At 35.9% G+C, this 25,908-nt stretch carries 28 protein-coding genes; 26 read left to right on the plus strand and 2 right to left on the minus strand.

Annotated features, from left to right (window positions below; genetic code table 11):
* Positions 1-68: 68 nt before the first annotated feature.
* The 10 genes from AC6F8J_RS02905 to yedF all read left to right on the plus strand — a co-directional run bounded on the left by AC6F8J_RS02905 (position 69) and on the right by yedF (position 8,398).
* Positions 69-437: a metalloregulator ArsR/SmtB family transcription factor gene (locus tag AC6F8J_RS02905; protein WP_500720847.1), complete on the plus strand. Its 369-nt coding sequence runs from the start codon at positions 69-71 to the stop codon at positions 435-437.
* A 112-nt stretch (positions 438-549) separates the two neighbouring features.
* Positions 550-1,557, plus strand: coding sequence for a permease (locus AC6F8J_RS02910; RefSeq protein ID WP_500720848.1), 1,008 nt, complete (start codon positions 550-552; stop codon positions 1,555-1,557).
* 16 nt (positions 1,558-1,573) lie between these two features.
* Entirely contained in the window at positions 1,574-1,804 is a 231-nt protein-coding gene (locus AC6F8J_RS02915; RefSeq protein WP_500720850.1) for an MTH895/ArsE family thioredoxin-like protein, read from the plus strand.
* Between the two features lie 181 nt (positions 1,805-1,985).
* Positions 1,986-2,345 carry a metalloregulator ArsR/SmtB family transcription factor gene (locus tag AC6F8J_RS02920; protein ID WP_500720851.1) on the plus strand — a complete coding sequence of 120 codons (360 nt, stop codon included), beginning with the start codon at positions 1,986-1,988 and terminating at the stop codon, positions 2,343-2,345.
* A gap of 208 nt (positions 2,346-2,553) precedes the next feature.
* Positions 2,554-2,859 (plus strand): arsenite efflux transporter metallochaperone ArsD, encoded by a 306-nt coding sequence (gene arsD, locus AC6F8J_RS02925; RefSeq protein WP_500720853.1) that lies wholly within the window; start codon positions 2,554-2,556, stop codon positions 2,857-2,859.
* A complete protein-coding gene (locus tag AC6F8J_RS02930) occupies positions 2,852-4,723 on the plus strand; it encodes a TRC40/GET3/ArsA family transport-energizing ATPase (RefSeq protein WP_500720854.1) in 1,872 nt (623 codons plus the stop codon). Before arsD ends, AC6F8J_RS02930 begins: the two co-directional genes overlap by 8 nt.
* 1 nt (position 4,724) lies before the next feature.
* A complete protein-coding gene (locus tag AC6F8J_RS02935) occupies positions 4,725-5,060 on the plus strand; it encodes a hypothetical protein (protein WP_500720856.1) in 336 nt (111 codons plus the stop codon).
* Positions 5,061-5,173: 113 nt separating this feature from the next.
* Complete coding sequence (locus AC6F8J_RS02940; protein WP_500720857.1) at positions 5,174-6,805, plus strand: FAD-dependent oxidoreductase; 1,632 nt, start codon at positions 5,174-5,176, stop codon at positions 6,803-6,805.
* A gap of 166 nt (positions 6,806-6,971) precedes the next feature.
* Positions 6,972-8,039: a diguanylate cyclase domain-containing protein gene (locus AC6F8J_RS02945; protein ID WP_500720859.1), complete on the plus strand. Its 1,068-nt coding sequence runs from the start codon at positions 6,972-6,974 to the stop codon at positions 8,037-8,039.
* Positions 8,036-8,398 (plus strand): sulfurtransferase-like selenium metabolism protein YedF, encoded by a 363-nt coding sequence (gene yedF / locus AC6F8J_RS02950; RefSeq protein ID WP_500720988.1) that lies wholly within the window; start codon positions 8,036-8,038, stop codon positions 8,396-8,398. The genes AC6F8J_RS02945 and yedF overlap by 4 nt, the downstream gene beginning before the upstream one ends.
* Before the next feature lie 181 nt (positions 8,399-8,579).
* Here the strand turns inward: yedF and mnmH are convergent, their stop codons facing one another.
* The gene (gene mnmH, locus AC6F8J_RS02955; RefSeq protein ID WP_500720861.1) at positions 8,580-9,668 is read right to left on the minus strand and encodes a tRNA 2-selenouridine(34) synthase MnmH; all 1,089 of its coding nucleotides are present in this window, start codon (positions 9,666-9,668) and stop codon (positions 8,580-8,582) included.
* An 11-nt stretch (positions 9,669-9,679) separates the two neighbouring features.
* Complete coding sequence (gene selD, locus AC6F8J_RS02960) at positions 9,680-10,711, minus strand: selenide, water dikinase SelD (protein WP_500720862.1); 1,032 nt, start codon at positions 10,709-10,711, stop codon at positions 9,680-9,682.
* A 395-nt stretch (positions 10,712-11,106) separates the two neighbouring features.
* On the opposite strand from selD, the gene AC6F8J_RS02965 reads away from it, so the two are divergent.
* From AC6F8J_RS02965 to AC6F8J_RS03040, 16 genes are all read left to right on the plus strand, one after another.
* On the plus strand, positions 11,107-11,382 hold the full coding sequence (locus tag AC6F8J_RS02965; RefSeq protein WP_500720864.1) for a hypothetical protein: 276 nt from the start codon (positions 11,107-11,109) through the stop codon (positions 11,380-11,382).
* Positions 11,383-11,394: 12 nt separating this feature from the next.
* A complete protein-coding gene (locus tag AC6F8J_RS02970; RefSeq protein ID WP_500720866.1) occupies positions 11,395-11,607 on the plus strand; it encodes a helix-turn-helix domain-containing protein in 213 nt (70 codons plus the stop codon).
* Between the two features lies 1 nt (position 11,608).
* Positions 11,609-12,079 carry a hypothetical protein gene (locus AC6F8J_RS02975; protein ID WP_500720868.1) on the plus strand — a complete coding sequence of 157 codons (471 nt, stop codon included), beginning with the start codon at positions 11,609-11,611 and terminating at the stop codon, positions 12,077-12,079.
* Positions 12,049-12,945: a DUF4153 domain-containing protein gene (locus AC6F8J_RS02980; RefSeq protein WP_500720870.1), complete on the plus strand. Its 897-nt coding sequence runs from the start codon at positions 12,049-12,051 to the stop codon at positions 12,943-12,945. The genes AC6F8J_RS02975 and AC6F8J_RS02980 overlap by 31 nt, the downstream gene beginning before the upstream one ends.
* 358 nt (positions 12,946-13,303) lie before the next feature.
* The gene (locus AC6F8J_RS02985) at positions 13,304-13,492 is read left to right on the plus strand and encodes a hypothetical protein (RefSeq protein WP_500720872.1); all 189 of its coding nucleotides are present in this window, start codon (positions 13,304-13,306) and stop codon (positions 13,490-13,492) included.
* Positions 13,493-13,495: 3 nt separating this feature from the next.
* Positions 13,496-13,726: a DUF1493 family protein gene (locus AC6F8J_RS02990; RefSeq protein ID WP_500720874.1), complete on the plus strand. Its 231-nt coding sequence runs from the start codon at positions 13,496-13,498 to the stop codon at positions 13,724-13,726.
* A 417-nt stretch (positions 13,727-14,143) separates the two neighbouring features.
* Positions 14,144-15,178: an aminotransferase class I/II-fold pyridoxal phosphate-dependent enzyme gene (locus tag AC6F8J_RS02995; RefSeq protein WP_500720876.1), complete on the plus strand. Its 1,035-nt coding sequence runs from the start codon at positions 14,144-14,146 to the stop codon at positions 15,176-15,178.
* 138 nt (positions 15,179-15,316) lie between these two features.
* A complete protein-coding gene (locus AC6F8J_RS03000; protein ID WP_500720878.1) occupies positions 15,317-15,736 on the plus strand; it encodes a DUF3785 family protein in 420 nt (139 codons plus the stop codon).
* Between the two features lie 107 nt (positions 15,737-15,843).
* Positions 15,844-16,248, plus strand: coding sequence for a hypothetical protein (locus AC6F8J_RS03005; RefSeq protein WP_500720879.1), 405 nt, complete (start codon positions 15,844-15,846; stop codon positions 16,246-16,248).
* 765 nt (positions 16,249-17,013) lie between these two features.
* Positions 17,014-18,345, plus strand: coding sequence for an NlpC/P60 family protein (locus tag AC6F8J_RS03010; RefSeq protein WP_500720881.1), 1,332 nt, complete (start codon positions 17,014-17,016; stop codon positions 18,343-18,345).
* Positions 18,346-18,958: 613 nt separating this feature from the next.
* On the plus strand, positions 18,959-19,828 hold the full coding sequence (locus AC6F8J_RS03015; protein ID WP_500720883.1) for an EamA family transporter: 870 nt from the start codon (positions 18,959-18,961) through the stop codon (positions 19,826-19,828).
* Positions 19,829-19,838: 10 nt separating this feature from the next.
* On the plus strand, positions 19,839-20,579 hold the full coding sequence (locus AC6F8J_RS03020) for an HAD-IB family hydrolase (RefSeq protein ID WP_500720885.1): 741 nt from the start codon (positions 19,839-19,841) through the stop codon (positions 20,577-20,579).
* Between the two features lie 35 nt (positions 20,580-20,614).
* A complete protein-coding gene (gene recQ / locus AC6F8J_RS03025; RefSeq protein WP_500720886.1) occupies positions 20,615-22,408 on the plus strand; it encodes a DNA helicase RecQ in 1,794 nt (597 codons plus the stop codon).
* Positions 22,409-22,753: 345 nt separating this feature from the next.
* Positions 22,754-23,587, plus strand: coding sequence for a metallophosphoesterase (locus AC6F8J_RS03030; protein WP_500720888.1), 834 nt, complete (start codon positions 22,754-22,756; stop codon positions 23,585-23,587).
* Between the two features lie 243 nt (positions 23,588-23,830).
* Entirely contained in the window at positions 23,831-25,174 is a 1,344-nt protein-coding gene (locus tag AC6F8J_RS03035) for a citrate synthase (protein ID WP_500720990.1), read from the plus strand.
* 336 nt (positions 25,175-25,510) lie between these two features.
* Positions 25,511-25,642, plus strand: coding sequence for a transposase (locus AC6F8J_RS03040; protein WP_500720890.1), 132 nt, complete (start codon positions 25,511-25,513; stop codon positions 25,640-25,642).
* The last annotated feature ends 266 nt before the right edge of the window (positions 25,643-25,908 follow it).

The following is a 25,908-nucleotide window of genomic DNA, read 5'->3' on the forward strand; positions in this document are numbered from 1 at the left end:
AAGAAAACAAAGTACAATACGTATATACCCATATGGGAATGTACGTATTTTTAATTTGGAGGTAAGACATGACAGAAGTTATGGATGTTTTTAAGGTGTTATCGGATGAGACGCGTTTGAGAATTATGATATTGTTATATAACAAAAGCTTGTGTGTATGTCAAATACAAGCCATATTAGAGGAAACACAACCTAAGATATCCAAACATCTGGCTAAACTAAGAGACTTGAACTTTGTTGAATCTAAAAGATTGGAGCAACTGATGTACTATGATATTGACCATTCTAATAAGTTGTTAATCGCCTTGCTTAAAGATATTGTTCGACATTTGGAGAAGGATGCTTCATATTTGAAGGATATGTATAGGTTAAAACATATAGATGATTATATTCAGGTTAAAGCATTTAACCAACATCATAACTTAAGCAAAAGATAAATAGATTTATTATTCGACCTTATAACGAAGCGAAGCTTCTTTTCTTCTTGGAAGTCTATAATGTTTGGGTTGAAGGAATAAATGGAACTATGATTTTAGAAAGAGGTTTAAAATGTTAGATTTTTTTAATGGGATATGGAGTATCTTTACCAGCATTCTAAAGTTCGAGTGGTTATATGACATGGTAGCTGCTTTAGTGGAAAACGTCTTTAAGTTGTCCATGGATACTAACTTAGGTTCTTCAGTACATTTTTTCATCTATGATGTGATTAAGATTCTGATGTTACTGAGTATTATGATTTTCTTAATCTCATATATCAGAAGCTACTTTCCACCGGAGCGAACTAAGAAGATTCTTGAAAGATTCAGTGGTATAAAAGGAAATATCATGGCGTCACTGCTTGGTACTGTAACGCCTTTTTGTTCTTGTTCATCGGTACCGATCTTCATTGGGTTTGTAGAAAGTGGCATACCACTTGGTGTAACCTTTTCCTTTCTAATTACATCTCCACTTATTAATCAAGGTGCCATAATTGTTTTATTGGCTGCATTTGGTTGGAAGGTGGCAGCCCTGTATATAGCCATGGGTGTCATTATTGGTATTATTGGAGGTATTGTCATAGGCAAACTCAACCTGGAAAGTGAAGTTGAAGGCTATGTTTATGAAATGTCCATGGGTGATGTGGAAATAAAAACACTCACAAGAAAAGAACGTATTAGGTTTTCACTAGAAGAAGTCATGAAGATTGTTAAGCATGTATGGCTATATTTATTAATTGGCATCGGCCTTGGTGCGGCCATACATGGTTGGGCACCGGCTGATATTCTGACCAAATACGCCGGGCCCGGTAATCCTTTTGCCGTTTTAGTGGGTGTGGTCGTTGGCATACCTTTGTATGCAGATGTCATAGGCACGATTCCTATAGCAGAGGCATTAATATCAAAAGGTATGGGCATGGGTACAGCCTTATCCTTTATGATGGCAGTGGCGGCCCTATCCTTACCGGCGATGATCTTACTTAGAAAAGTCATAAAACCAAAATTAATAACTATATTTGTAATGATTACAAGTTTCGGAATCATTACTGTAGGTTACTTATTTAATTTTTTACTACATTAGAATTAGGAGGCTATTTATGGAAATCAAAGTATTAGGACCAGGGTGTAAGAACTGTACAAATCTAGAAGCAAATACAAAAAAAGCATTAAAAGAACTAAACATTGAAGCGACAGTGGTAAAAGTAACTGACATGAAAGAAATCATGGGTTATGGGGTTATGAGTACGCCGGCACTTGTTGTTGACGGGACACTTAAGATGATGGGTAGAGTACCTAAGCCATCGGAAATAAAAGAATATTTGGTATAGAATTAAAAGGGATTATCAGCTCTGTTGATGGTCCTCTTTGTTCTAAGAGAAAAATAATTAGCAAAAGTTAACACGGTTATAAATCAGAATTAGTATTATTGCGATTGACTTGACGAAAGATTAACTATGAGGTAGTATTAGTATATTCGATTCTGCTCATATACGATTGGGGGCAATGCTTATGGAATTATCGGAAATATTCAAAACATTAGGTGATGAAAATAGGCTTAGAATTCTTGGTATATTATTCAATCAAGACCTATGTGTATGTGAAGTTGAAATGATTTTAAATATGACGCAGTCCAATGTCTCAAGGCATCTGGCAAAGTTAAAAAATGCAGGAATCATTAGTTATGATAAACAAGCGCAATGGGTTTACTATGAGATTAGCAAAAAATTTATAGAGCGTTACCCGAAGCTTTATGAATTATTATTAGAAGAAAGTAAAATGAGTCAGTCATATGCAAAAGATATGGCTTTGCTTGAGAAGTATAAAGATAGCAAATGTTCTTTTGTAGAGTTTAAAGAGACAATGTTTTAGCATATATGGTTAAGGCGTCAAAACTATATAGTTGAACTTTCACCTACCATATGTAGTTATGAATGTATCAACGTAATCTACATATGGTAGGCGAATTTAGTGAAACTTAGTTTTGACCCTTTAACCATATATGAAAATATTTTTTAATTCGTATATGCATAAACTCAAATATATACATAAACAAACCATATACTAAAAGGAGAAAATGATGATAATAGAATTTTATGATCCACCAATGTGTTGTTCAACAGGTCTTTGCGGTCCTAGTGTTGATGATAGTCTAGTAAAGCTGGGAGAAAATATTGAACATATTAAGAAAAAATATGAGGGTGCAAAAGTGGAACGTTATATGATTACCCAGCAACCAATGAAATTTAAAGAAAATGAAAGTGTTTTCAAATTAGTTAAGGAAAAAGGTAGAGACATTTTACCCATCACCACACTTGATGGTAACATTATTAAATTCGGAGCCTATCCGACACTTGAAGAATTGGAGCAAATAATTAATGAATAAAACAACAAATAAGACAGAGTTTATATTTTTCTCAGGAAAAGGTGGTGTAGGTAAGACGTCTATGGCCAGTACAACAGCGGTGCATTATGCTAATAGTGGTAAAAAAACTATGATTGTCACCACAGATCCTGCTGCTAATTTATCAGATGTATTTAATCAGGAGATTGGTCATAGTATAACGAAGATCAATGGCATCGAGCATCTATATGCCATGGAGATTGATCCGGATGAATCAACAAAAGAATATAAAGAAAGATCATTAGCACCTATGAGAGCGTTATTTGATGAGGAAATGATTAAGATCGCTGAGGAGCAACTGAGTGGACCTTGTACAGAGGAAATGGCTTCATTTGATAAGTTTATTGACTTTATGGATGATGATAATTATGACATTATTATATTTGATACAGCGCCTACAGGTCATACAATCCGTTTGTTGGAGCTTCCGGTAGACTGGAGCAGGCATATTGAAGACAGCTCTAAAGGTAGCGGCCAAACCTGTATGGGACCGGTGGCTTTGATTCAAGAAAGTAAGGAAAAATACGATAGAGCTTTATCAAAGCTAAGAGATCCTAAGCAAACTGATTTTGTATTTGTTATGCAACCGGAGCAAACATCGCTTCAAGAGACGGTACGTGCATCTAATGAATTGGCACAGATTGGTGTGACTACAAGCAGAATCATCATCAACGGGTTTATACCGGAATCTGAAATCGTTAACCCTTTTTTTAAATCCAGATATGAAATGCAACAAGGTTATAAAGAAAAAGCCCATGAAGCCTTCCCAGATGTGACCATTCAGACTATGGAGTTATTTGACGGTGAACTAAAAGGTATTTATATGTTTAAGAAATGCGGTGCAAAGCTCTTTAATGTACCATTAGAAAACGAAGCTTCAATTGCTATTAAGGATAAAGAAGAAGCTAAATTTGATTCTGTACCAAGAATTAATCTGGATAACTTGAATTTTGATATCGGAAAACTCATCTATCCGGAAAAAGGTAAAAGAAAGCATATTTTTTACTCAGGTAAAGGCGGCGTTGGTAAAACTTCTATGGCATGCTTAACAGCTGTCAAAACAGCAAATAAGGGATTTAAGACCTTGCTTATGACAACAGATCCTGCGGCTCATATTGGTAATGTGTTAGATAAGCCGGTTACAGATGAAGTCACACAAATTGATGGAATTTCAAACTTATTTGCCGTGAAGATTGACCAGAAAAAAGCTACTCATGATTATAAAGAATCCATATTAAAAGATGCCCGTTTGAATTTTGATGCGAATACAATTCAAGCCATGGAAGAAGAACTGGATTCACCTTGTACGGAAGAAATGGCTTCCTTCCAAAAGTTTATGGAATATGCCAGTGGCGACGTTTTTGAAGTTATCGTTTTTGATACGGCACCAACCGGCCATACGCTAAGGCTTCTTGAGTTGCCTATGGACTGGAGCAAACAGATTCAATTAAAAGCCGGTATTTCTACGGAAATCAGTACCGCGGATAAAATTCAAAAAGCCCGTTTTGACAAGGTTATTAATATGATGAAAAATAAAGAGGAAACCACTTTTGGCTTTGTTATGTATCCGGAAAAAACACCGATTATTGAAGCGTATCGCGCATCCGAAGAGCTAAAATCAGCAGATGTTCATACACAACTTATCGTGGCGAATCTTATTATTCCCGATGATCAAGCCGTAACACCCTTCTTTGGAAATCGCAGAAATATGCAAGAAAAATATTTGAAAGAAATTCATAATCAATTTACAGACATACAAGTGCTAAAAGTACCCATGCAGGAAAAAGAAATTAGAGGCATAGAGATGCTCAATCAGATGTCAGAAAATATCTTCGGAGGAAATTAAAATGGAAAATCAAGCAAACACAAAAATCGTAGTTTATGGACTTAAAAATGAAGCACCTGCACAAACAGGGGGGTGTGGCTGTGGCCCTGCTGGTTGTGGACCTCAAGCCACTATGGGCGAGATGTACGATGAAATGGTAACAGATTTAAGTGATAAAATTGATGATTTAGAATTTGAATTTATCGATGTCATGGAAAACAATCTAGAGGATCAATCTGAAGTTGTCGATTTGATGAAAAAAGAATTTCCGATACCTTATGTCCAAATCAACGGCAAACTAAGATTTTATGGTGGTATATCCAGTGAAGCCATTTATAATGATATAATTAAGGCATAAAGTAGTAAACTGTTATATAATAGAGTCAAAGTAAATGAAGCACTTTCCATAAGAAGGTGCTTCATAGCTTTATAGACAATAATAATATATTGATTACGAAAGGATGGTGTCATATGAGAATTATAGTGATTGGCGCAGTAGCAGCAGGTACATCAGCAGCAGCAAAAGCGAGAAGAAATGATGAGGATTCGGAGATTGTCATCTATGAAAAAGATCAGGACATATCTTATTCCGGTTGTGGCATGCCTTATTTTATAGGTGGCGAAGTAGAAGAAAAAGAAGAACTTACACCAAGAAATCCAGAATTTTTCAAAAAGAAATATAACATTGATATATATATTGCTCATGAGGTTTTAGAGCTGGATACAAGTTCAAAGACAATAACGGTTAAAAACTTATATACTAATGAGATTTTTGAGGATCATTATGACCGCTTGGTACTAGCAACAGGTGCAGTATCTGTTATGCCACCTATTGAGGGGATTCATCAGGATCATGTCTTTGCACTAAGAAATATTCAAGATATGCTTAAAATCACGGGATTTATAGATACCAATAAACCAAAATCAGCGATTATTATTGGAAGCGGTTTTATAGGACTGGAGCTTTGCGAAAATCTTAAAAACATCGGTATAGACATAACATTAATAGAAATGTTAGATCAAGTAACACCAGGCCTTGACTCGGATATGGCAAGCTATGTCGAGGAACATTTAATAGAAAAAGATGTAAAAGTCATGCTTGGTGCTACAGTTCAAACCATCCTTGAAGAGGGTGTTAAGCTAAAAGATGGACAAACGGTTCATGGCGACATGATTATCGTGGCGACAGGTGTGAAGCCGGAAGTGACTTTAGCAAAAGCTGGGGGCGTTGCTATTGGAGAAACAGGTGCTATTAAAGTGGATCAAAGAATGGAAACCAATATTACAGATGTATATGCTTGCGGTGATTGTATAGAGCAATACCATGTGGTTACAGGTAAGCCGGTATTTAGGCCTCTTGGATCAACCGCTAATAAGACAGGCAGAATTGCAGGTGAAAATATATCCGGTGGTCATTTATTGTTTAGAGGCATACTTGGAACCGGCATTTTCAAAATATTTGATCTGGCCGTAGCTCAGACGGGATTATCTGAAAAAGAAGCAAATGAGCATGGCTATTTAGTTGTGGTTAGCCACAACATAAAGCCCAGTAAGCCCTTTTATATGGGAGGCAAAGAACTTGTTATCAAAGCGGTTGCTGATAAAATAACAGGTAAGCTTCTAGGTGTTCAAATCATAGGAGAAGATGGTGTTGATAAGCGATTGGACGTTTTTGTAACGGCGATTAGCTACGGTGCAAAAGCAGAAGATCTTTTCCATCTTGATTTAGGCTATGCACCTCCTTTTTCAATCACAAAAGATCCGGTTATGTACACAGGTATGATACTGGACAATGCCATCCACAAAGAACGTCGCCTTATAACGGTTGATGAACTTGAGAAACTTAAAGCATCCGGAAAACCTTATAAAATAATTGATACAAGGGTACCTAAGCAATTTGATAAGAAACATGTAACAGGCGCCATCAATATACCTCATGAAAATTTTAGAATGCATCTAAAGGATTTAGATAAAGATATTGTAATCATTACATACTGCAATAAGGGAACGACAGGTAATGCGGTGCAAAATATACTAATTAATCAAGGCTTCAAAGAAGTGTATAATATTTCGGGCGGTCATAAAACAGTAGAAAAAACATAAAAAAACATAAAAAAATCAAATAATTAAATTGGTTATAAAATTTTACAACTTGGGTCTTGTCAAAATCTAAAATAAAGCGTAGAATGTTATATGGAAACAATAAGCTAAATAGATCATAGGTATATAGATATAGAATCTAGAGGCTTTTGTATGATGGGAGATTAATATGAATGAATTTGTTCTGCATAGGGACTTACATGTAGACCCCTTAACAAGATTAAAAAATTTCATTCAATTCATTGAAGAAGATTATACCACCCTTTTTGGGACCTGCGGTATTGTCTGTATTTTTGATATCACAAATCTAAATGAACTGAATCATGTTTTAGGAAGAGAAGCCGGTGATTTGATTATTAGGACAGCGGCTAAAGTTTTGTGTCAGTTTTTTCCAAGGGAAATCGTATACCGTACAGAAGGAGATGCCTTTACAATCATTATTAAAGACAGTAACGAGGCATTCATCGAAGATGTATTGGATGAGGCAAAGAACTATTATCGCCAAGAAATGCGAGAAATTGGTTATCCTAATATCACGTTACATTCAATTATATATGCATATGAAGAACCGATTACTTCTTTAGAGGATTATTATATGTTCGTGGTTAAGGAAGAAGGAAAAGTTGACAACAGTCTTAAGTACTCTGGTGAGGGCTTAGTAAGAAATATTCTTGGTGGCGTTATTAATCGATTCAGGCAATCATTGGATTATTATGAAGAAGTATATAATTATGCATTAATTGATGAGATATCCGGCCTTCCAAATGCCAAAGCAGCGAATCAATATTTGGCTAATAGAATTACACGAACAGGAAGAAAAACGGATCAATATTGTGTCTTGTTTATTGATGGTGATGACCTTAGGTATTATAATGACGTAAGCTATCAAGCAGGCAATCAAATGATACAGAAACTTGGCACGATTATTAAAAATGCCATAAGAGAAGAAGATAAAGTCTTTAGGTGGTTGAGTGGCGATGAGTTTATAGTGATTTTGGAAAATACAGATCATGTGATGGGTGAGACCCTTGCAGAACGGATACGTGCTAGAATCGAAGACCATCAAGAGGATTTTCTATTTGAAACCACTGTATCTATTGGGATGGCCAGTTATCCTATTGACGGGCGTGATATTGAACAGATTATCTATTACGCTGAAAAGGCGACCAAGATTGCAAAAGAGCAAGGAAAGAATCAAGTGGTCAGTTGGCGTGAAGTAGACGTAGCGGCCATATAAATAAAAAAGAATGCGGAGACGATATGGAGAATATAATTGTAATTAAGAGTGATAAAATGGGTTCGGGAGATGATGCTTTAGGACACAAACTTATGGGTGCATTTTTAAAAAAAATATGGGCAAGAAAGGATAGTCCTGAACTCATCATACTCTATAACTCAGGTGTGAGGCTTTTATCTAAGGAAAATGGCTATATGGATGTCATGCATGGTTTAGATGAAAAAGGTGTGGAGATTATCGCATGTGGTACTTGTATTGACGCTTATGATATGCGTGCATCTATAATCACTGGACGTATTTCTAATATGGAAGAAATAGTGGACATCATGATGAAAGCAAAAAAGGTTATAACGATATAGGGGGGTCCCATGAAAACCCTTCCGCAGTATGTATGACTACGGCCGACCGTTGGTGCGTCCTGCACCAAATGTCGGCAGACAGCTCCTGCTGTCTTGCTACCTTCATACACACTGTCTTCAGGAACTTCATGGTCGATGTTGAAAGTAAAAGAGGCGCTTATAAGCGCCTCTTTGTTCTTCTCTAATCCAGAGCTTTCAAATAGCTGTGAACGTCATCTTGGTTGCCTTTAAAAACAATATGATGTTGCACTTTAGACATTTGGAAGTTGTACATAGGATCATAATAATCCCTAAGAAACATGGTAATCCATGGTTCGTGGCATTTATATTCACCACTGGTCATTTGAGTACGGTAGGCTTCTTTAAAAAGATCAACTACAATTTTAAGTCGGTCCCCACCAAATCTTTTCTCAAGGCGATGCATACTGGTGAGAATATAGTCGTACCAGAGCTTTAGACCTGCTTCCTCACCAAATCGCCTAATATGATGGGTTTGGGATTCAATCACATATTCTTGTAAGGTAATCTGGACTCTGTCTTCTAAAGGGACTTCTACAATGACATAGTCACCGGTTTTATAATGGGCGACCAAATTGGTAGGAAGGAATCTCTTACCCACGTTTTTGCCCTCATCTTCTAAAATGACATGTTTATAGCCTTTTGATTTGTGTTGAATTAAGGCATAGGCCAGATTGTTCTCAAAGTCAATTTGTGTAGGTTGTTCGTCAATATGATGTCCAAAGGAGGAACCACGATGGTGGGCAATGGCCTCTAGGTCGATGGCATTTTTGAGGTCTTTTAGAATCAGAGTTTTACCAGAGCCTGTACAACCACCTAATATAATAGGCTTGGCTTTTTGCGCCCCGGGCATTAGCTCTGAAAGTAAGTATTGTCTGAAAGCTTTATAACCACCTTCAAGACGAATAATATCTTTACCAACCTCACGAATCCACTCTTGACTGATTCTGGACCTGGAACCACCACGAAAACAATACAGCATGGCCATGGGGTTTTCTTCAATGAACTGAATCCAAGCCTTGATCCGTGTTGCTTTGACATCTCCACTGACAAGGCTGTAACCTAGGTCGGTAGCTGCAGCGTTTCCATCTTCTTTATACTTAATACCTACAATATGTCGTTCTTCATCGTTCATAATGGGTAGATTAACAGCATGCTTAAAGGCGCCTTTTTGAAATTCAATAGGTGCTCGGACATCTATTAATGGTCGTTCATTAAGAACAATATTTAAGAAATCATGACTGGTTTCCATAAACATACCCTCTATATTACTGTGACAAAGTGTTGACCAAGGTTCGTGGTACGACCAATAGGCTTAAGGTCTAATCCGGCTTTGGCGGTTATTTCCAAAAATGCATCAGTGCTCTCATCTCTAACAATAGCTAACAAACCACCGGAAGTCTGAGCATCACATAACAGATGTTGTTGATCATCGGTCATAGGTGCAATCTTATGGCCATAGCTCTTAAAGTTATTGCGTGTGCCGCCGGAAATACAACCAAGCTCCAGGTATTTTTGGGTGTTTGGTAAGAAGGGTACTTGATCAAATTGGATATGAGCAGATATACCACTACCTTCACAGATTTCAGTCAAATGACCCAGAAGTCCAAAGCCTGTAACGTCCGTCAAGGCAACAACCCCATCAATAGCGGCCAATTCACCACCAATTTTATTTAAGGTACACATAGCATCTATGGCAACATCTATATGATTGTCTTCTATTTTTTTTCGTTTTTGAGCGGTAGTTAGAATACCGATGCCAAGAGGCTTTGTCAAAAAGATATTACAATCAGCTATAGCTTTATTGTTTTGTTTAAGCTGATGGTTATTAACAATACCTGTGACAGCCAGACCAAAAATAGGCTCGGGTGAGTCGATGGAATGTCCGCCAGCTAAAGGAATACCAGCTTCCTCACAAGCGCTTCGGCCACCATCAATAACATCTCTTGCAATCTCAGGTGCTAACTTATCAAGAGGCCATCCTAAGATGGCAATAGCCATTAAGGGTTTACCACCCATAGCATAAATATCACTCAGAGCATTGGTTGCGGATATTCTACCGAAAGTAAAAGGATCATCTGTAATTGGCATAAAAAAATCTGTTGTACTAAGTACGGAAGTGCCATTTCCAAGGTCATAAGCAGCGGCATCATCTTTACTGCTGTTGCCTACAAGAAGCTTTGGATTGGGAATGATGGGTCTTGACGTCTCAAGAATTGTATCTAAGATGGCAGGGGAGATTTTACAACCACAACCAGCGCCATGGCTATATTCTGTTAATTTTATTTCGCTCATAGTATCACCTCTAATTTTTTAGTATTCAGTCATTGGTTTAAGTGTTAAAACGATACAATTGATGCGTCACATATACTGTATCTGAACCTAGAACTTAGTATTGACACATTAATCGTTATTATAACATAACTATTACTATGATGCCATGCTGGCGCGGATTCCAAATAGGTAGTTGATAGGTGCTTAGTCAGACAAATAGTATTATCAATATATATTTATTGTTAAACGATAAATATATATTGATAAAAGAAATAAGTTGTGTTATTATAGCTATAAATAAAATGAAGAAATATTCGGCAAATATTCAGAAAATAACAGCAGAAATAACAGCAGAAATAACAGAGATAAAGAACAACAAACAACAAGAAATATCAAATAACAAATGAGGTGGGTTTATGAAGAAAAGAGTATGGTTACCAAGAATATTAAGTGTCGTTATGGTATTGCTAATGGTTGTGGCAGTGATGAGTATAATCTTTTTGCCATGGATCGTGACAGATTATGTCGATTATGCTTTCGCATTTACCGGGATTACCTTTGTTAGACAATATTATTTGGCTGTGCTTTACGCCAGCGGCATCTTGGCTTTGGCATCTTTGTTTTGCTTTGTCCTTGCTGATGTATTTGAGGAAGCGATTCATTATAAAAATGAAAATGACCTGACAATCTAAGGAGATGAAGCAATGGGTATCATAGTAAATCTAGATGTGATGATGGCGAAAAGGAAGATGGGTCTGGGAGAACTTGCAGAACAAGTGGGCATATCCAATGCAAATCTTTCAATTCTAAAGAATAATAAAGCCAAGGCCATACGTTTTTCTACCTTGGAAAAAATATGTGAAGTGTTAAAATGTCAACCGGGTGACCTGTTGGTTTATGAAGAGGAGGAATTATAACATGTCAAAGTCATGGATATATGCAACTGCTATTGCTTTAATGTCAATGCTGTTTTTTGTGGAACAGGATTTGGGGATATCTGTTTTTTTGGTTACGGTATTGACTGTCCTTGCCATGTGGCATTTCAAAAAAGAAGCCAAGCTACCAATAGGAAAAGAGTTTTTTGGATTGGGTGCTTATAGTATTATACTTAGCCTTAATTTTGCGATTACTACGGTGGATGTTATTAGAGTACTATCTGCACTTCTATTGGTGGGTTTATTAATGACTTTAAGTTATAGTCATGTAAGCTTTAAATGGCCAGCGTATATAGTTGAGGGCGTCAATCACTTTATAGGTGCTCTATCAAACTTTTTTAAATACTTCAATCATGGTTCAAAAGCCTATAATAAACATGTCGGTATTTTAAAGCAAATAGGGTTAGGGTTGATTATGTCTTTATGGTTATTGCTTGTTTTTTCTATGGATTAAGTATTTATTTAATCAAGCTTAGCCAAATAAAAAGAGAAAAAGCAGAGGTTGCTGTACTAGCTAAAGTGAATCATGAAGTGATTCCGGCATTGGTTGGTGTTACCGTTTTGTTACTTTTGAATTTACTTTATTTGGTCTTTGCCTATGTTCAGATTCGATTTCTATTTCTAGCTCAATCCACAGAACTGCTTAAAAATTATGATTATGCCAATTATGCGAGAGAAGGCTTTTTTGAACTATTGCTACTTAGTATATTAAATACTTGTGGTGTCTTATTTGTTAAGAAGTTTGTGAAAAACAGTCTTGTAATACGTATGAGTTTAACTGTTACCATTGCCTGTACGTACATTATGATGGCATCTTCTTTTTATAAGATGTATCTTTATGAGTCTGTGTATGGTTATACGAGACTAAGGCTTTATGTTTACTTGATTATTCTTTTTATGGCTGTTTTCATGAGTTTAATAGCTCTAGGAATTTGGAAACCGAGTTATAAGGTTATTGAGTGGGGTATTATGGTTGGGCTTGCCTATTATCTGGTCATAAGTTTTGTAAATATGGATGCCATGATTGTTCGTAATAATTTAAAGCAATATGAACGCACCGGTAAATTAGATCTATATTATTTGACAACGTTATCGGAAGATGGGATGCCGGATTTGATTGAATATATAAATAGGCATGGCGATGAGATGGAACTTGATGTAACGATGCAAGCTTATGAAGGTCGACTTCTAGACATCATACTTAAGGAGGAAGACAAATTGTTTTTTGAATACAATCATCGGTATAGCAAAAGTATGGCGTCAGCCACTAAAGCCAAAAAGCAACTTTTTCCTTCTATGGTAGCGCCATCGGATAATTAATCGACATAGAGTAGATTTATTAGGAAGGTAGATCTCGTAATCATAGAATTTGAGGTTTACCTTTTTTCACTAAATTCACATACAATATATAGATTATCTTGATGTATTCATAACTATATATTGTATGTGAAAGTTCAACTAAATAGTTTTGATGTCTTAAGCAAATAAGACAATGTGTAAACTTCTTTTTTAAGATAAAATAATACTTGACTAGTTTGATTCATTGACTATAATGAAAATATAGGAATAGGTCTCTGAGCCCCTTCTATAAAGGATTAACATTCGGGGAAGCCTGTGCAGTCTTGCAAAATAAGTGACGATGCTAATGGAATGAATGATTATTAACAAGGAGAGAAGAATGGAAAGGCAAGAACCATTGGATTTTGAAATATTTCTTATTCAAAAAGAGAGAAGAAGACGTAATTTGAAGTTGCAAACAGACGAAAAAACACCAAAAAAAATTAAAAAGTCTTCAAGACAAGTTGTTAAAAATTTAAGGTACGAAGATTACGATTTAGATGAATATAATTATGAATATGAGGAGTAAACTATGATTACAAATGTGGTTAAAGGCATAATTGCAGAAGTCATTGGGCATGGTGATCCAAACGAAATCAGCGCATCTATGGATTTTGAAGATGATCTTCAAATGGATGAAGATGATTTAGTAGAGATACTAGAAGCATTAGAGGCAGAATATGATATTGACTTAGTTAATGTCGATTACAGTCAGTTTAAAAAGGTTAATCATTTAATAAGCTATTTAAAAGAAATATTATAGTATGATATTGATAAGGTTGAGATGAGGGTCTTGACCTTTTTTTTTATGACTCTTTAACTCCTACTATAGCTATAAGGTTAAGGAATCTTTAGGCGTGAGGAATTTGTACGCAAAAGGAAGCGAAGCCTCTTTTTTGTTCTCTAGGAAAGTCATACTCTAGCATTCAGCTTTAAAACATAGCTGAATGCGTCAAGGTCCTTTCCTTTCGAACCGTTCAGAAATATGAGCAGAGCTCATAACGAAGCAAAGCTCATAACGAAGCAAAGCTTCTTTTCTTGTGAAAGCATATTATATAAAGAAACTACTTCAAAAAACGGCAAATATGATATAATTAAGAGAGAAGAAAATGAATATAAGTCTTTAATAACGTGAGAAATAAAGAACTATAATAGGATTAAATAGAATTGGAGACCATTTATGAAGACCTTTAAAAGTGACAATACAGCCAGTGTACATCCAGAAATAATGGAAGCGATTGTGAAAGCCAATCAGGAGCATGCCATTCCATATGGTGATGACCCGATAACGAAAGAAGCGGTAGAAAAGATTAAGGCATTATTCAGTAGGTCTTGTGAAGTCAGCTTGGTTCTAAATGGCACAGGTGCTAATATCATTGGATTAGCTACCTTGCTTAAGTCTTATGAAGCGGTAATTTGTGTGGATACAGCCCATATAAATGTAGATGAGTGTGGTGCTTTTGAACGTTATACAGGTGCTAAGTTATTAACGGTTCCTCATATCAATGGTAAGTTGGTACCTGCTGAAGTTGATAAGTTTTTATTTGATATGGGCAACGAGCATCATAATCAACCTAAAGTTTTATCTATAAGTCAGATCACTGAACTTGGGACACTCTATACAAGGCAAGAGATAAAAACCTTAGCCGATTATGCTCATAGTCATGGTTTATTACTACATGTAGATGGTGCTAGAATTGCCAATGGGGCAGTTGCGCTTGGTGTAAGTCTGGATGAGATGATTGGACAAACAGGTGTTGATGTACTATCTTTTGGTGGTGCCAAGAATGGTATGATGTATGGAGAAGCGATTGTATCTTTTGATAGGGCAACAAGTGATAGTTTAAAATATATCAGAAAGCAAGGCATGCAACTTATGTCCAAAATGAGGTATATCAGCGCTCAATACATTGCGTTGTTGGAGAAAGATCTTTATCTTAGGAATGCAAGAAAGGCAAACGAAGCTATGAGCAAGCTTTATGAAGAGATTAAAGACATAGAAGCGCTTGATTTCATGAACATTCCTTATGGAAACATGGTGTTTGTGAAAATGCCTCAGACATGGATTGACAAGCTCCTTACTACTTTTTACTTCTATCAGATGACATGGGAAGAAGATGGCGGCATGATTAGATGGGTTACATCTTTTGATACAAGCCTAGAAGAAATAGAAGAACTAATCAAAGCAATAAAAGAGCTTAATCTGAATAATTAATTTAGCTGTGCAGATGTTCTCTAAGCTCTTTGATAGTAAGCAAGCCTAACCATCACTAAGAAATCCTACAAGAGGGAAAGCGAAGTGATGAATTAATGGCTATAAGAATACGAGTAATTATAGAAAGGGGTCAAAACAATGTCTACTTATGAATGGGTTTACAACGATGAAAAAATTATATTAGATAGTGAAAAATGTAGTATGTTCTTAAACGACGAAGATAATCCGATTTCTGGTATTACAGTGGAAGAAATACTAGAACTACTTCGAGAAAGTGAGCTGGTTGAGTTTTCAATGGCGTATTATGACCAAGGTTGTGAAGTCTGTCATAATAATAAAAGTGACACCAGTAACACTTATCGATTTCTTGAGTTTCATTTTTATTTATTTGCCAAGGAAGGTAGCTATGTTATGAGTAGTCTTTCAAAGTCCTATGAGGATAAGACATTACCACGACTCTTAAAAGAAGGCGTTGTAGACGGTACTTATATTGTAAGCATTAATGTTTGTGAAAACTGTGGTGATTATACCATTGAAATGGAATATGGTCTTTTTTGAGCATCAGGCATTAGAATAGTAACGGTTAGGACATATAGTGTTCATATAGCTATGTTACTCTAAAGTCAGATGAAATGATTAACAGGATGACTTAAGAAGGTGATAAAATGAACATTAGGTCTATGGGCATTCGTGCATATGAAAGTATGTCCTTGCCACCAAAATCGGACAGGACTACACGAAGCAATAAAACTCAGACTCAACCTGAAGGCAATGGGTTATTAATAGAGCAAGGAAATAAGCCTGGCACGGATAACATGAAAGTTTCCCAGATCCAATCTAATAAGGTATCTGCAAGTCATGCTTTTGAACAAGGTGCAAGGTTAAATAAAAGTCGAAGTGAAAGTCTTGAGATTAAGCATAGTAAGGTGACGTCAAAAGTGGGTGAAGATACTCATATTCCCGGATTCAAAAGGAATCAGATGATTTCCCAATATCAAGTTTATGCACAGAATCCTAATAAGGCTTCAGTAGTAAAAGATATAGGTGCACAGGCAGATATTAGATTATAAAGGTCTTTTGCTAACCCTTCCACAATAAAGATAACTACATACACAAATAAAACAATGATGGTTAAAGGGTCAAAACTAAGTTTCACTAAATTCGCCTACCATATGTAGATTACGTTGATACTTTCATAACTACATATGGTAGGTGAAAGTTCAACTATATAGTTTTGACGCCTTAACCAATGATACATATACATATATATGTATCATTGTTTTTTTCGACCTCAAGAACCCAGTTTTCAAAAATTACTTGGACTTCAGGTGTAGCAAAGTCTGCCATTCTTGCGGTTGTGTAGATCATTCATATCATGAAATGGAAGTGAATGAATTACAGCAAATGAATAAACCGGAAGATATTTTGAACAGACGATACGCTAATGGTGAAATTACAAGAGAAGTATTTTTGCAGATGAAGCAGGATGTATATAACAGGTAATTATGAAATCGTCTAGAAGGATGAATTATTAAATATTTATTAACAAAAATGATAATATTTTTATGGTTAAAGTGTCAAAACTAAGTTTCTTAAAATTATGTACAACATATAGGTTATCTGGATGTATTCATAACTATAGATTGTATGTAATCGCTTAAGGATGAAGTAGGACACCTTAGCTGATTATTAAATATTTGTTAAATTTTCATTGACTTATTATTAGAACTTCTCTATAATGTTGGTTAATGAGGTGAAATGATTGAAGCTTAATCTTTGATGTTTAAAAGAGAGAAAGATCCAATAAAAAAGCGTTTGACTTCAAGGAGGACAACATGTTTGGGACACCAATTAAAAAGCATTATGTGAAAGTACTGGGAATGTGTACTTTGGTAATACTAAGTTTGTCAGTAGGTATCCGTGCACAGGCAGCGTCACCATCTCCTTGGGCAACTCGGGAAATAGAATCTGCCATTGAGATTAATCTTGTAACGGACACGCTTGTACAAGACTTTCAAAAAAAATTAACAAGAGAAGCGTATGTAGAATTGTTGGTTAAAACATATGAAGCATCAACCAACAGCATCATTGATATAGAATCGGTACAAAACCCATTCGAAGATACAGATAAGGTTTTTATAGTAAAAGCTTTTGAAGCAGGTATTGCTACAGGCATCACAGAAAATACTTTTGTACCTGAAGCGTTAGTGACGCGGGAACAAATGGTTGTTATGATGATGCGTATGATAGAAAAAATTGAAGAAGAAAATCAAGTGAAGATTTTGACGTCAACCAAAAGTACACCTGAATTTAACGATCAGCATGTTATTTCGAGTTGGGCCAGGAAAAGCATCAATTTGGCGGTTGGTAATATGATTATCTCCGGTACAGGTGATGAGAACATCAATCCCGATGGGTACAGTACATCAGAACAAGCCGTTATTATGAACTATAGAGTTTTTGAACGTATGATGGACGAGGCTCTATTAGAGAAAGATTGGCAAGAGCGATTGGATAGTTATGAAGAAGATGATACAATCACCTTAGAAACCGTGATATCTAAGAGTGATTTAGCACCTCTAGTACAAATAAAGGCAATGGTAACAGCAAGTATCTTGAACCTAAGATCTGAACCGGATTTGAACAATCCAAACAATATAGTAGGAAAGCTAAGTTCCAATGAGGAAGTGACCATCATTGGTGAAATAGATACATGGTATCAAGTGAAATCAGCCGGTCAAATTACAGGATATGTTCATAAAGATTACATTCATAAATACGATCCAAATCAACCTGTATCAGATGTTAGAACTCAGCTTGTAGCATATGCGAAGAATTTTGTTGGCACACGATATCGTTATGGTGGTACCAGCCTAACCGGTGGGGTCGATTGCTCAGGTTATACCAGTCAGATATTTGCGAAGTTTGGTTATGCACTTGACCGTTCATCAAGAGGACAAGGTAAGAATGGTGTTGCAATAGCAAGAAATCAGCTCCTTCCTGGAGATTTGGTTGTGTATGGTTATGGTGGATCAATCTCGCATGTAGCCATATTTATTGGTGATGGTCAGATTATTCATGCTACATCTTCTTATGGGGTTAGAATTACAGCTTTAGACGGTTACATGCGTGAACCTATTATCGGTTACAGAAAGGTGATATTTTAGATAATAATAATAATATGTGGTTAAAGGGTCAAAACTAAGTTTCATTAAATTCGCCTACCATATGTAGATTACGTTGATACATTCGTAACTATATATGGTATGAGAAAGTTCAACTATATAGTTTTGACGCCTTAACCATATATGGTTAAAGGGTCAAAACTAAGTTTCACTAAATTCACATACAATATATAGATTACGTTGATGCATTCATAACTATATATTGTATGCAAAAGTTCAACTATATAGTTTTGACACCTTAACCATATATATAAATATAAAACTAGGAAGTGCCTCAAGCTGTTTGAGACACTTCCTAGTTCTTTAGTTTTAAGAAGGATTTAGAAACGACGTAACAATTCAGTAGCCTCAAATAGCAATCGATTATCATCATCTATAAGAGTAGCTTACGCTCAGAAAAAGATTATTCGTCATAATGAAGTATTGGTTAAAGGGTCAAAACTAAGTATTGATAATATTTAAAAGCGTAAGCTAGATGAAGAGTTACGAAACGACAATAATTTAGATATAACCTGTTTTTTTTGATTCAAGATGAGAAATTTAGAAAACTATGTTAAAATGATGAGAAGAAAATAGAGAAAGTATAAGGTGCATCATGAAAACATCAATTAAAGGACATTTATTTGCAGTGACCACGATTACCATATGGAGTTCCACATTTATTGTGAGCAAGATTTTACTAAACCAGTTTACACCATTACAGATTCTGGTGGTGCGCTATTTGCTAGCGATATTATTCCTAACGTTACTATATCCCAAATTCAAAAAGCCGACATCCCTTAAAGAAGAAATTCTTTTTTTGTTCATAGGTGCTGCCCTTGCTTTTTATTTTGTTTTTGAGAACACAGCATTGCAGCATACTTATTCTTCTAATGTAAGTTTAATTGTGGCGACCATACCCCTCTTGACAGGTATACTATCTATGCTTGTTTATAAAACGCATTTTTTTACATTGAAAAGTATTATTGGATTCATATTGGCCTATCTGGGTGTTTTTCTAATCATCATCAATGGTAGCAAGTTTGAAGGGGTTGAGCCTATAGGGGATTTCTTAGCCCTTGGCGCTGCAGCCATGTTTGCTATATACTCAGTTTTAATGGAAAAAACCTCAAAAGATTACCATATGATACAACTTACCAGAAAAGTTTTCCTATATGGTTGGTTGGTACTCTTGTTTGCTGTAGCAGTTAAAGGACAGCCTGTTACTTTCGAAGTCATTAATTATAGAATAGTTGGTAGTATGCTCTTTCTGGGGGTTGTCGCTTCTTCATTGGCTTTTATTCTGTGGAATAACGCTATTAAGGCAATTGGTCCGGTTAAGACCAACCAGTATATTTATCTTATACCGGTTGTTACAACGATAATGTCGGCATGGGTCCTTAAAGAAAAAATCACTTATATGACTTTAGTCGGAACAGTGCTAATTTTAATGGGTTTATATTTATCGGAGAAATCTCAAGAATAGAGGTGTTAGTGTGGGCAAGATAGCAGCATTTTTTGATATTGACGGTACATTGTATCGAGAAGGTATGATTACGGCTATTTTTAAGAAAATGATAAAATCGGATATCATAAGTAGCGAAGTATGGTATAAGGAATTACGGGAAAAATATAATAGATGGGATAAGCGCATCGGTAACTATGATGATTACTTGGTTAGAATGGCAGAAATCTATATAGAAGCAATACGAGGACTTCATAGAACACAAGTAGAATTTATTGCTAGCAAGGTCATCGAACAAAATGGAGACCGTGTATATACATATACAAGGGACCGGATTATCTGGCATAAAAACCAAGGTCATCAGATTATCACCATATCCGGTTCTCCTTTTGAGTTGGTTCGTGAAATTAGTGAAAAATTCAAATTCGATCATTATGTTGGATCGGTCTATGAGATGGATGATGAACATTATTATACAGGTGAAGTGCGTCCTATGTGGGATAGTCGGAATAAAAAAGAAGCACTTAAGCAGTTGGTATCTGAATATGATATAGATCTTAGTCAATCTTATGCTTATGGTGACACTGCTGGAGATTTTGAGATGCTCAAATCTGTAGGGTATCCTATTGCCATGAATCCGACAAAAGAATTATTACAAAAGATTGATAAAGATTTGACTGTAATAGAGAAGATAAAAATTGTTGTTGAGCGGAAAGATATGATATATCATTTGACGCCGGACTGTATTCATAGAGGTGTAGACAAAACTTAAGTTTTTAGTAAAGCAAGATTATACGGAGGTTCCAAGTGGAAACTTATGGCAAAACAAAGACAATAGAATCATGTTTGAAAAAGTACTATGGATATACCGACTTCAAGGAAGGACAAAAATTAGCCATAGAATGTATTATGAACAGAAAAGATGCCTTGATTTTGATGCCGACAGGTGGGGGGAAATCAATTTGCTACCAGATTCCGGCGTTGATTTTTTCAGGTGTAACCTTAGTGATATCACCACTTATATCTTTGATGAAGGATCAGGTGGATACGCTAGAAGACATGGGGATAGAAGCAACTTATATTAACAGTACCCTTGATGATGGGGAGATGCTAGATAGACTTGAAGGTATAAGGGCACAGCGCTACAAAATGATCTATATTGCTCCGGAGCGCATGGAAAGCCGTTTGATAAGAGATATCATCCGTAATAATACAATTGAATTTATTGCTATTGATGAGGCTCATTGTGTTTCACAGTGGGGTCATGATTTTAGGCCAAGTTATAGAAACATTGCGAATATATTGAACAAATTGCCCTATAGACCGGTGATTGCTGCATTAACAGCTACGGCGACAGAACTGGTACGTGATGATATCATGGATCAATTGTCGTTATACAAGCCTGAGATTTTTGTTACCGGTTTTGATCGGAAAAATCTTCACTTTTCTGTTTTGAAGGGCGTAAACAAAAAACGCTATATTGTCCAATATGTCAAGAAAAACAGTGAAAGTTCAGGAATTATCTATTGTGGCACAAGGAAAGAAACCGAAATGCTATACCATACCCTTGACCGTATGCATATAGCAGTTGGTATGTATCATGGTGGTATGAGTAAGGATGAACGTCGGATGCATCAAGAGCGTTTCATATATGATGATTATAAAGTTATGGTAGCCACAAATGCCTTTGGTATGGGTATTGATAAATCCAACGTCCGATATGTGATTCACCATAATATGCCGGAAAATATTGAATCCTATTATCAGGAAGCCGGACGTGCCGGCCGGGACGGAGAAAAATCAGCATGTATATTATTATACGGACCAGGTGACCAGAAGCTTAGAAGATTTTTGATCGAAGAGACACCGGGTATAACGCCGGACAGAAAGAAATATCGATTTGGACAACTTCAGAAAATGGTTAACTATTGTCATATTAACACCTGTTTAAGAGTGCAGTTACTTGAACACTTTGGAGAAGAAGCGAATGAAGATATGTGTGAAGGTTGTGGTAACTGTGATGGAAAAGCTCACCGTGTAGAAATCACAACAGAAGCCCAAAAAATTATATCGTGTATAATCAGAATGAAAGAGAGATATGGCGTGTCCATAGTTGCAGAAGTTCTTAAAGGTTCAAAGTCTAAGAAAGTGTTAGAAACACCACTAGAGTCACTCTCAACTTATGGCATTCTGAGAAGTTATACTTTAATACAAATCAAAGAAATGATTCATCTATTAATAGCTGAGGGTTATTTACACGTGACTCAAGATGGTTATCCGGTTATAAAAGTAGCAAAAGAAGCAGAATCGATTTTGTACGGTAGTAAAAAAGTATATTCTAATCGTATAGAGATTGTAGCCATTGAGTCATCGGATCAACTCTTTGACCGATTGAAAGCTCTTAGAAAAATAATTGCAGTTAAAACAAAATTACCACCCTATACTATTTTTCACGATAAGACATTAAAAGCAATGGCCAGTCAAAAGCCAAAAGATAAGGTGAGTTTAATGGCGATAAGCGGTGTTGGTGAAAGTAAGATAAGAAAATACGGTGACCAGTTCTTGAAAGTAATAGAGGATTATATAGACAATAACAGTTGAACATTATGAACATTATTTAAATTTAATAAAAAAATAGATATTTTGTATTGACTATTTATGAGTATAGTGTATTATATTAAATGTAAGAATGAGTTACCTCTTACGTATTAAATACTCTCCCCCTCATCCTTTACAAGCACCTTTTTAGGTGCTTATTTTTTTGTTCTCTTAGGAAACCTATGCCATGTTAATGCCTTGAAGCGTCGCGGCAACTATCTAGGAAATTATCAAAAGAAGTCCTATATTCAAAGGGATTGCACCGATTTCTTGTCTTTCGAAAGCTTGCATTTTTGTATCATATATGGGATAATTATCCGAATTAATATTATGAATGAGGTGAACAAGATGAAAGGTCGAAAAAATTTCAAAAGATGGATAGGTATTATTCTTACAATCTGTTTATTTATACTTATCTTTTGGAATCAACCGATTTATAGATATTACAAAATAGACGGTAAACAAGAGATATTTGATCTAAAAGTTATTTTAATATCCGATTTACATAGTAGCACTTATGGAACAGGACAGGGACGATTATTGAATATGATAACAGAAGAAGCGCCAGACATGATTTGGATAACGGGAGATCTTATGGATGAAAATAGATCTATTCAAGGTGCGGTTGAATTTCTTGAGGGTATAAAAGATAAATGCCCAATTTACTATGTTTCCGGCAATCATGAATATTGGCATGATGATCCTGAGTTGATATTTGAAACGATTAAAGCCTATGGTGTGATAATTTTAGAAAATGAATCTGTAACCCTTAGTATACGAGATAATAAAATCACAATAACAGGTGTAATCGATCCGGATGCTACTTTAGCGTATAGTGGTAAAGAGGCTCTAATTCGGTCTTTAAATCGGGTTGAAGATATTGACAGTCAAACCGGCTATAGGGTATTGCTTAGCCATCGTCCAGAGCATATAGAAGTATATGAAAGCTATGGATTTGATCTTGTTGCAAGCGGTCATGCCCATGGTGGTCAAGTTAGAATACCTTTTTTGATAAATGGTTTATATGCTCCAAACCAAGGCTTCTTACCTAAATATGCAGGTGGCTATTATGCCTATACAAGAGCAACGGATTTAATCGTAAGTCGGGGTCTTTCATTTAACCCTAGATTACCAAGGGTCTTTAATCCACCGGAAGTTGTTGTCATTGAGTGGTATGATTAAAGTGTCAAAACTATATTGTTGAACTTTCATATACAATATAAAGTTACGAATGTATCAACATAATCTATATATTGTATGTGGATTTAGTGAATCTTAGTTTTGACCTTTTAACCATGGTATTAATAAGTCAAGTTTGATTTTTCTTTCGTATAGTGATAGAATAGATTCAGATTCGTACGTTAACACACTGATGAATGAAAAGACTTGATTTTATATGGCTATAATTATGAACGGAAGGATGATATTGTGGATAGAATAAAAAAATGGAGTGAGATGGCAATAGCCTGTAATGAAGTAGATAGAGAGCTCTATACAAGATTTGAAGTTAAAAGAGGGCTTAGAGATATTAGTGGTAAAGGTGTTTTAGCCGGCTTAACAAGAATCGGTGAAGTTCACTCATATATCATTGATGAAGGTGAAACGAAACCGGTTCCTGGGAGATTGATTTATAGAGGGATTGATATTGAAGATTTGGTAGATGGCTTTTTAAGAGATAGACGGCACGGCTATGAAGAAACCGTATATTTGCTTCTGTTTGGTGAGCTCCCAAATGTAGATGAGCTTCGAGTCTTTAAAGAACAATTGCTTGAATACCGTACATTACCAAGTTTTTTTGTAAATGATATGATTATGAAATCACCGAGTAAAGATATTATGAATGTGCTTGCAAGATCTGTTTTGAGTCTTTATAGCTATGATGAGGATCCGGACAATATTGCGGTAGACAATATATTAAAACAAAGCATGCAACTTATATCTCAGTTGCCATTATTAGCTGTGTACGGCTATCAGGCTTATGCACATTATCATGGTAACACAAGTTTATTTATACATAGTCCTCATAAGGACTTGGGTATCGCTGAAAATATTTTATACATGTTAAGAGCGGATAATAAATTCACCCCTCTTGAAGCGGAATTGCTAGATTTGTCATTGGTTTTACACGCTGAGCATGGTGGTGGTAATAATTCCACTTTTACAACACATGTCGTGAGTTCTACCGGGACAGACACCTATTCGGCGATTTCGGCAGCCATAGGTTCACTAAAAGGGCCAAGGCATGGTGGTGCTAACATTAAGGTTATAGCTATGTTTGAGGACATTAAGAAGAATGTTAAAGACTGGAAAGATGAAGGACAAGTGATAGACTATCTTGAAAGATTGGTAAATAAAGAAGCTTTTGACAAAACAGGATTGGTTTATGGTATAGGTCATGCGGTTTATTCTGTTTCAGACCCAAGAGCGGTTATATTTAAGAATTATGTTCAAACGCTGGCCCAAGAGAAAGGCCTTGAAGCAGAATTTGAGCTGTTTGATATAGTGGAAAGACTGGCCCCTTCTATTATCGAGAAGCATAGAAAGATGTATAAAGGTGTGTCAATCAATGTAGATTTTTACTCTGGTTTTGTTTATAGGATGCTTGGCATACCAGAAGAATTATATACACCCTTGTTTGCTGTGTCTAGAGTGTCCGGTTGGTGTTCCCATCGAATTGAAGAAGTTGTAAATAAGGGGAAAATCATACGACCAGCATATAAAAGTGTGGCGCCTAAGGTGACATATGTTCCTCTAGGTCAACGAAAATAGAGTTATACAAATGATGGTGCTTTGTTACCATCATTTTTTTGTTCTCTAGAAGCGTGATAGATATATGACCATGTATGGTTGAGAAGCGATGCATGAAGCGTCATGAAAATGGACCAAAGTGCTTCTATCAAAGGTACTGACCATAGTAACATAAAGTGAATCCTGTAGCACTGTTATAAAACATCGAGAGAGGACAAAGAGACTGATGCGCTAATTCCTTAGTAGCGAAATTCATGGAAGCCAAAGTATAACTTGGAGCTTTTGGTGAAGAAGTCTCCGGTATATGGGGAGCGGAATGTAGTGAATGTAAGAGGCCGGAACTGGAGAGGTTCTATTATGTCCAACAAACACAAGCAATACAGTAATGAGTTCAAACAGGATGCTGTAAACTATTTTTACTCATCTAGTAAAACACAAGATGAAGTGGCAAAAGATCTAAAGATTGGTGCATCAACACTCATTAAGTGAATAAGAAATATCGGTAAATCATAATCTTGGTTAAAGGGTCAAAACTAAGTTTCACTAAATTCGCCTACCATATGTAGATTACGTTGATACATTCATAACTACATATGGTAGGTGAAAGTTCAACTATATAGTTTTGACGCCTTAACCAATCTTTCTATTTATTTTGTCCGAAATCTTGACATATGACCACTATTTTATTGGTACAATCGAAAACATCAAACAAAGAGAAAGAGAAAAGATTACGGAAGGCTAATGATTAAGTTCAA

The sequence above is a fragment of the Petrocella sp. genome, assembly GCF_059865615.1.

Coding starts and splice junctions, on each gene's coding strand:
- AC6F8J_RS02905 (WP_500720847.1), top strand. CDS start 69: ATGACAGAAGTTATGGATGTTTTTAAGGTGTTATCGGATGAGACGCGT.
- AC6F8J_RS02910 (WP_500720848.1), top strand. CDS start 550: ATGTTAGATTTTTTTAATGGGATATGGAGTATCTTTACCAGCATTCTA.
- AC6F8J_RS02915 (WP_500720850.1), top strand. CDS start 1,574: ATGGAAATCAAAGTATTAGGACCAGGGTGTAAGAACTGTACAAATCTA.
- AC6F8J_RS02920 (WP_500720851.1), top strand. CDS start 1,986: ATGGAATTATCGGAAATATTCAAAACATTAGGTGATGAAAATAGGCTT.
- arsD (WP_500720853.1), top strand. CDS start 2,554: ATGATAATAGAATTTTATGATCCACCAATGTGTTGTTCAACAGGTCTT.
- AC6F8J_RS02930 (WP_500720854.1), top strand. CDS start 2,852: ATGAATAAAACAACAAATAAGACAGAGTTTATATTTTTCTCAGGAAAA.
- AC6F8J_RS02935 (WP_500720856.1), top strand. CDS start 4,725: ATGGAAAATCAAGCAAACACAAAAATCGTAGTTTATGGACTTAAAAAT.
- AC6F8J_RS02940 (WP_500720857.1), top strand. CDS start 5,174: ATGAGAATTATAGTGATTGGCGCAGTAGCAGCAGGTACATCAGCAGCA.
- AC6F8J_RS02945 (WP_500720859.1), top strand. CDS start 6,972: ATGAATGAATTTGTTCTGCATAGGGACTTACATGTAGACCCCTTAACA.
- mnmH (WP_500720861.1), bottom strand. CDS start 9,668: ATGGAAACCAGTCATGATTTCTTAAATATTGTTCTTAATGAACGACCA.
- selD (WP_500720862.1), bottom strand. CDS start 10,711: ATGAGCGAAATAAAATTAACAGAATATAGCCATGGCGCTGGTTGTGGT.
- AC6F8J_RS02965 (WP_500720864.1), top strand. CDS start 11,107: ATGAAGAAAAGAGTATGGTTACCAAGAATATTAAGTGTCGTTATGGTA.
- AC6F8J_RS02970 (WP_500720866.1), top strand. CDS start 11,395: ATGGGTATCATAGTAAATCTAGATGTGATGATGGCGAAAAGGAAGATG.
- AC6F8J_RS02975 (WP_500720868.1), top strand. CDS start 11,609: ATGTCAAAGTCATGGATATATGCAACTGCTATTGCTTTAATGTCAATG.
- AC6F8J_RS02980 (WP_500720870.1), top strand. CDS start 12,049: ATGGTTATTGCTTGTTTTTTCTATGGATTAAGTATTTATTTAATCAAG.
- AC6F8J_RS02985 (WP_500720872.1), top strand. CDS start 13,304: ATGGAAAGGCAAGAACCATTGGATTTTGAAATATTTCTTATTCAAAAA.
- AC6F8J_RS02990 (WP_500720874.1), top strand. CDS start 13,496: ATGATTACAAATGTGGTTAAAGGCATAATTGCAGAAGTCATTGGGCAT.
- AC6F8J_RS02995 (WP_500720876.1), top strand. CDS start 14,144: ATGAAGACCTTTAAAAGTGACAATACAGCCAGTGTACATCCAGAAATA.
- AC6F8J_RS03000 (WP_500720878.1), top strand. CDS start 15,317: ATGTCTACTTATGAATGGGTTTACAACGATGAAAAAATTATATTAGAT.
- AC6F8J_RS03005 (WP_500720879.1), top strand. CDS start 15,844: ATGAACATTAGGTCTATGGGCATTCGTGCATATGAAAGTATGTCCTTG.
- AC6F8J_RS03010 (WP_500720881.1), top strand. CDS start 17,014: ATGTTTGGGACACCAATTAAAAAGCATTATGTGAAAGTACTGGGAATG.
- AC6F8J_RS03015 (WP_500720883.1), top strand. CDS start 18,959: ATGAAAACATCAATTAAAGGACATTTATTTGCAGTGACCACGATTACC.
- AC6F8J_RS03030 (WP_500720888.1), top strand. CDS start 22,754: ATGAAAGGTCGAAAAAATTTCAAAAGATGGATAGGTATTATTCTTACA.
- AC6F8J_RS03040 (WP_500720890.1), top strand. CDS start 25,511: ATGTCCAACAAACACAAGCAATACAGTAATGAGTTCAAACAGGATGCT.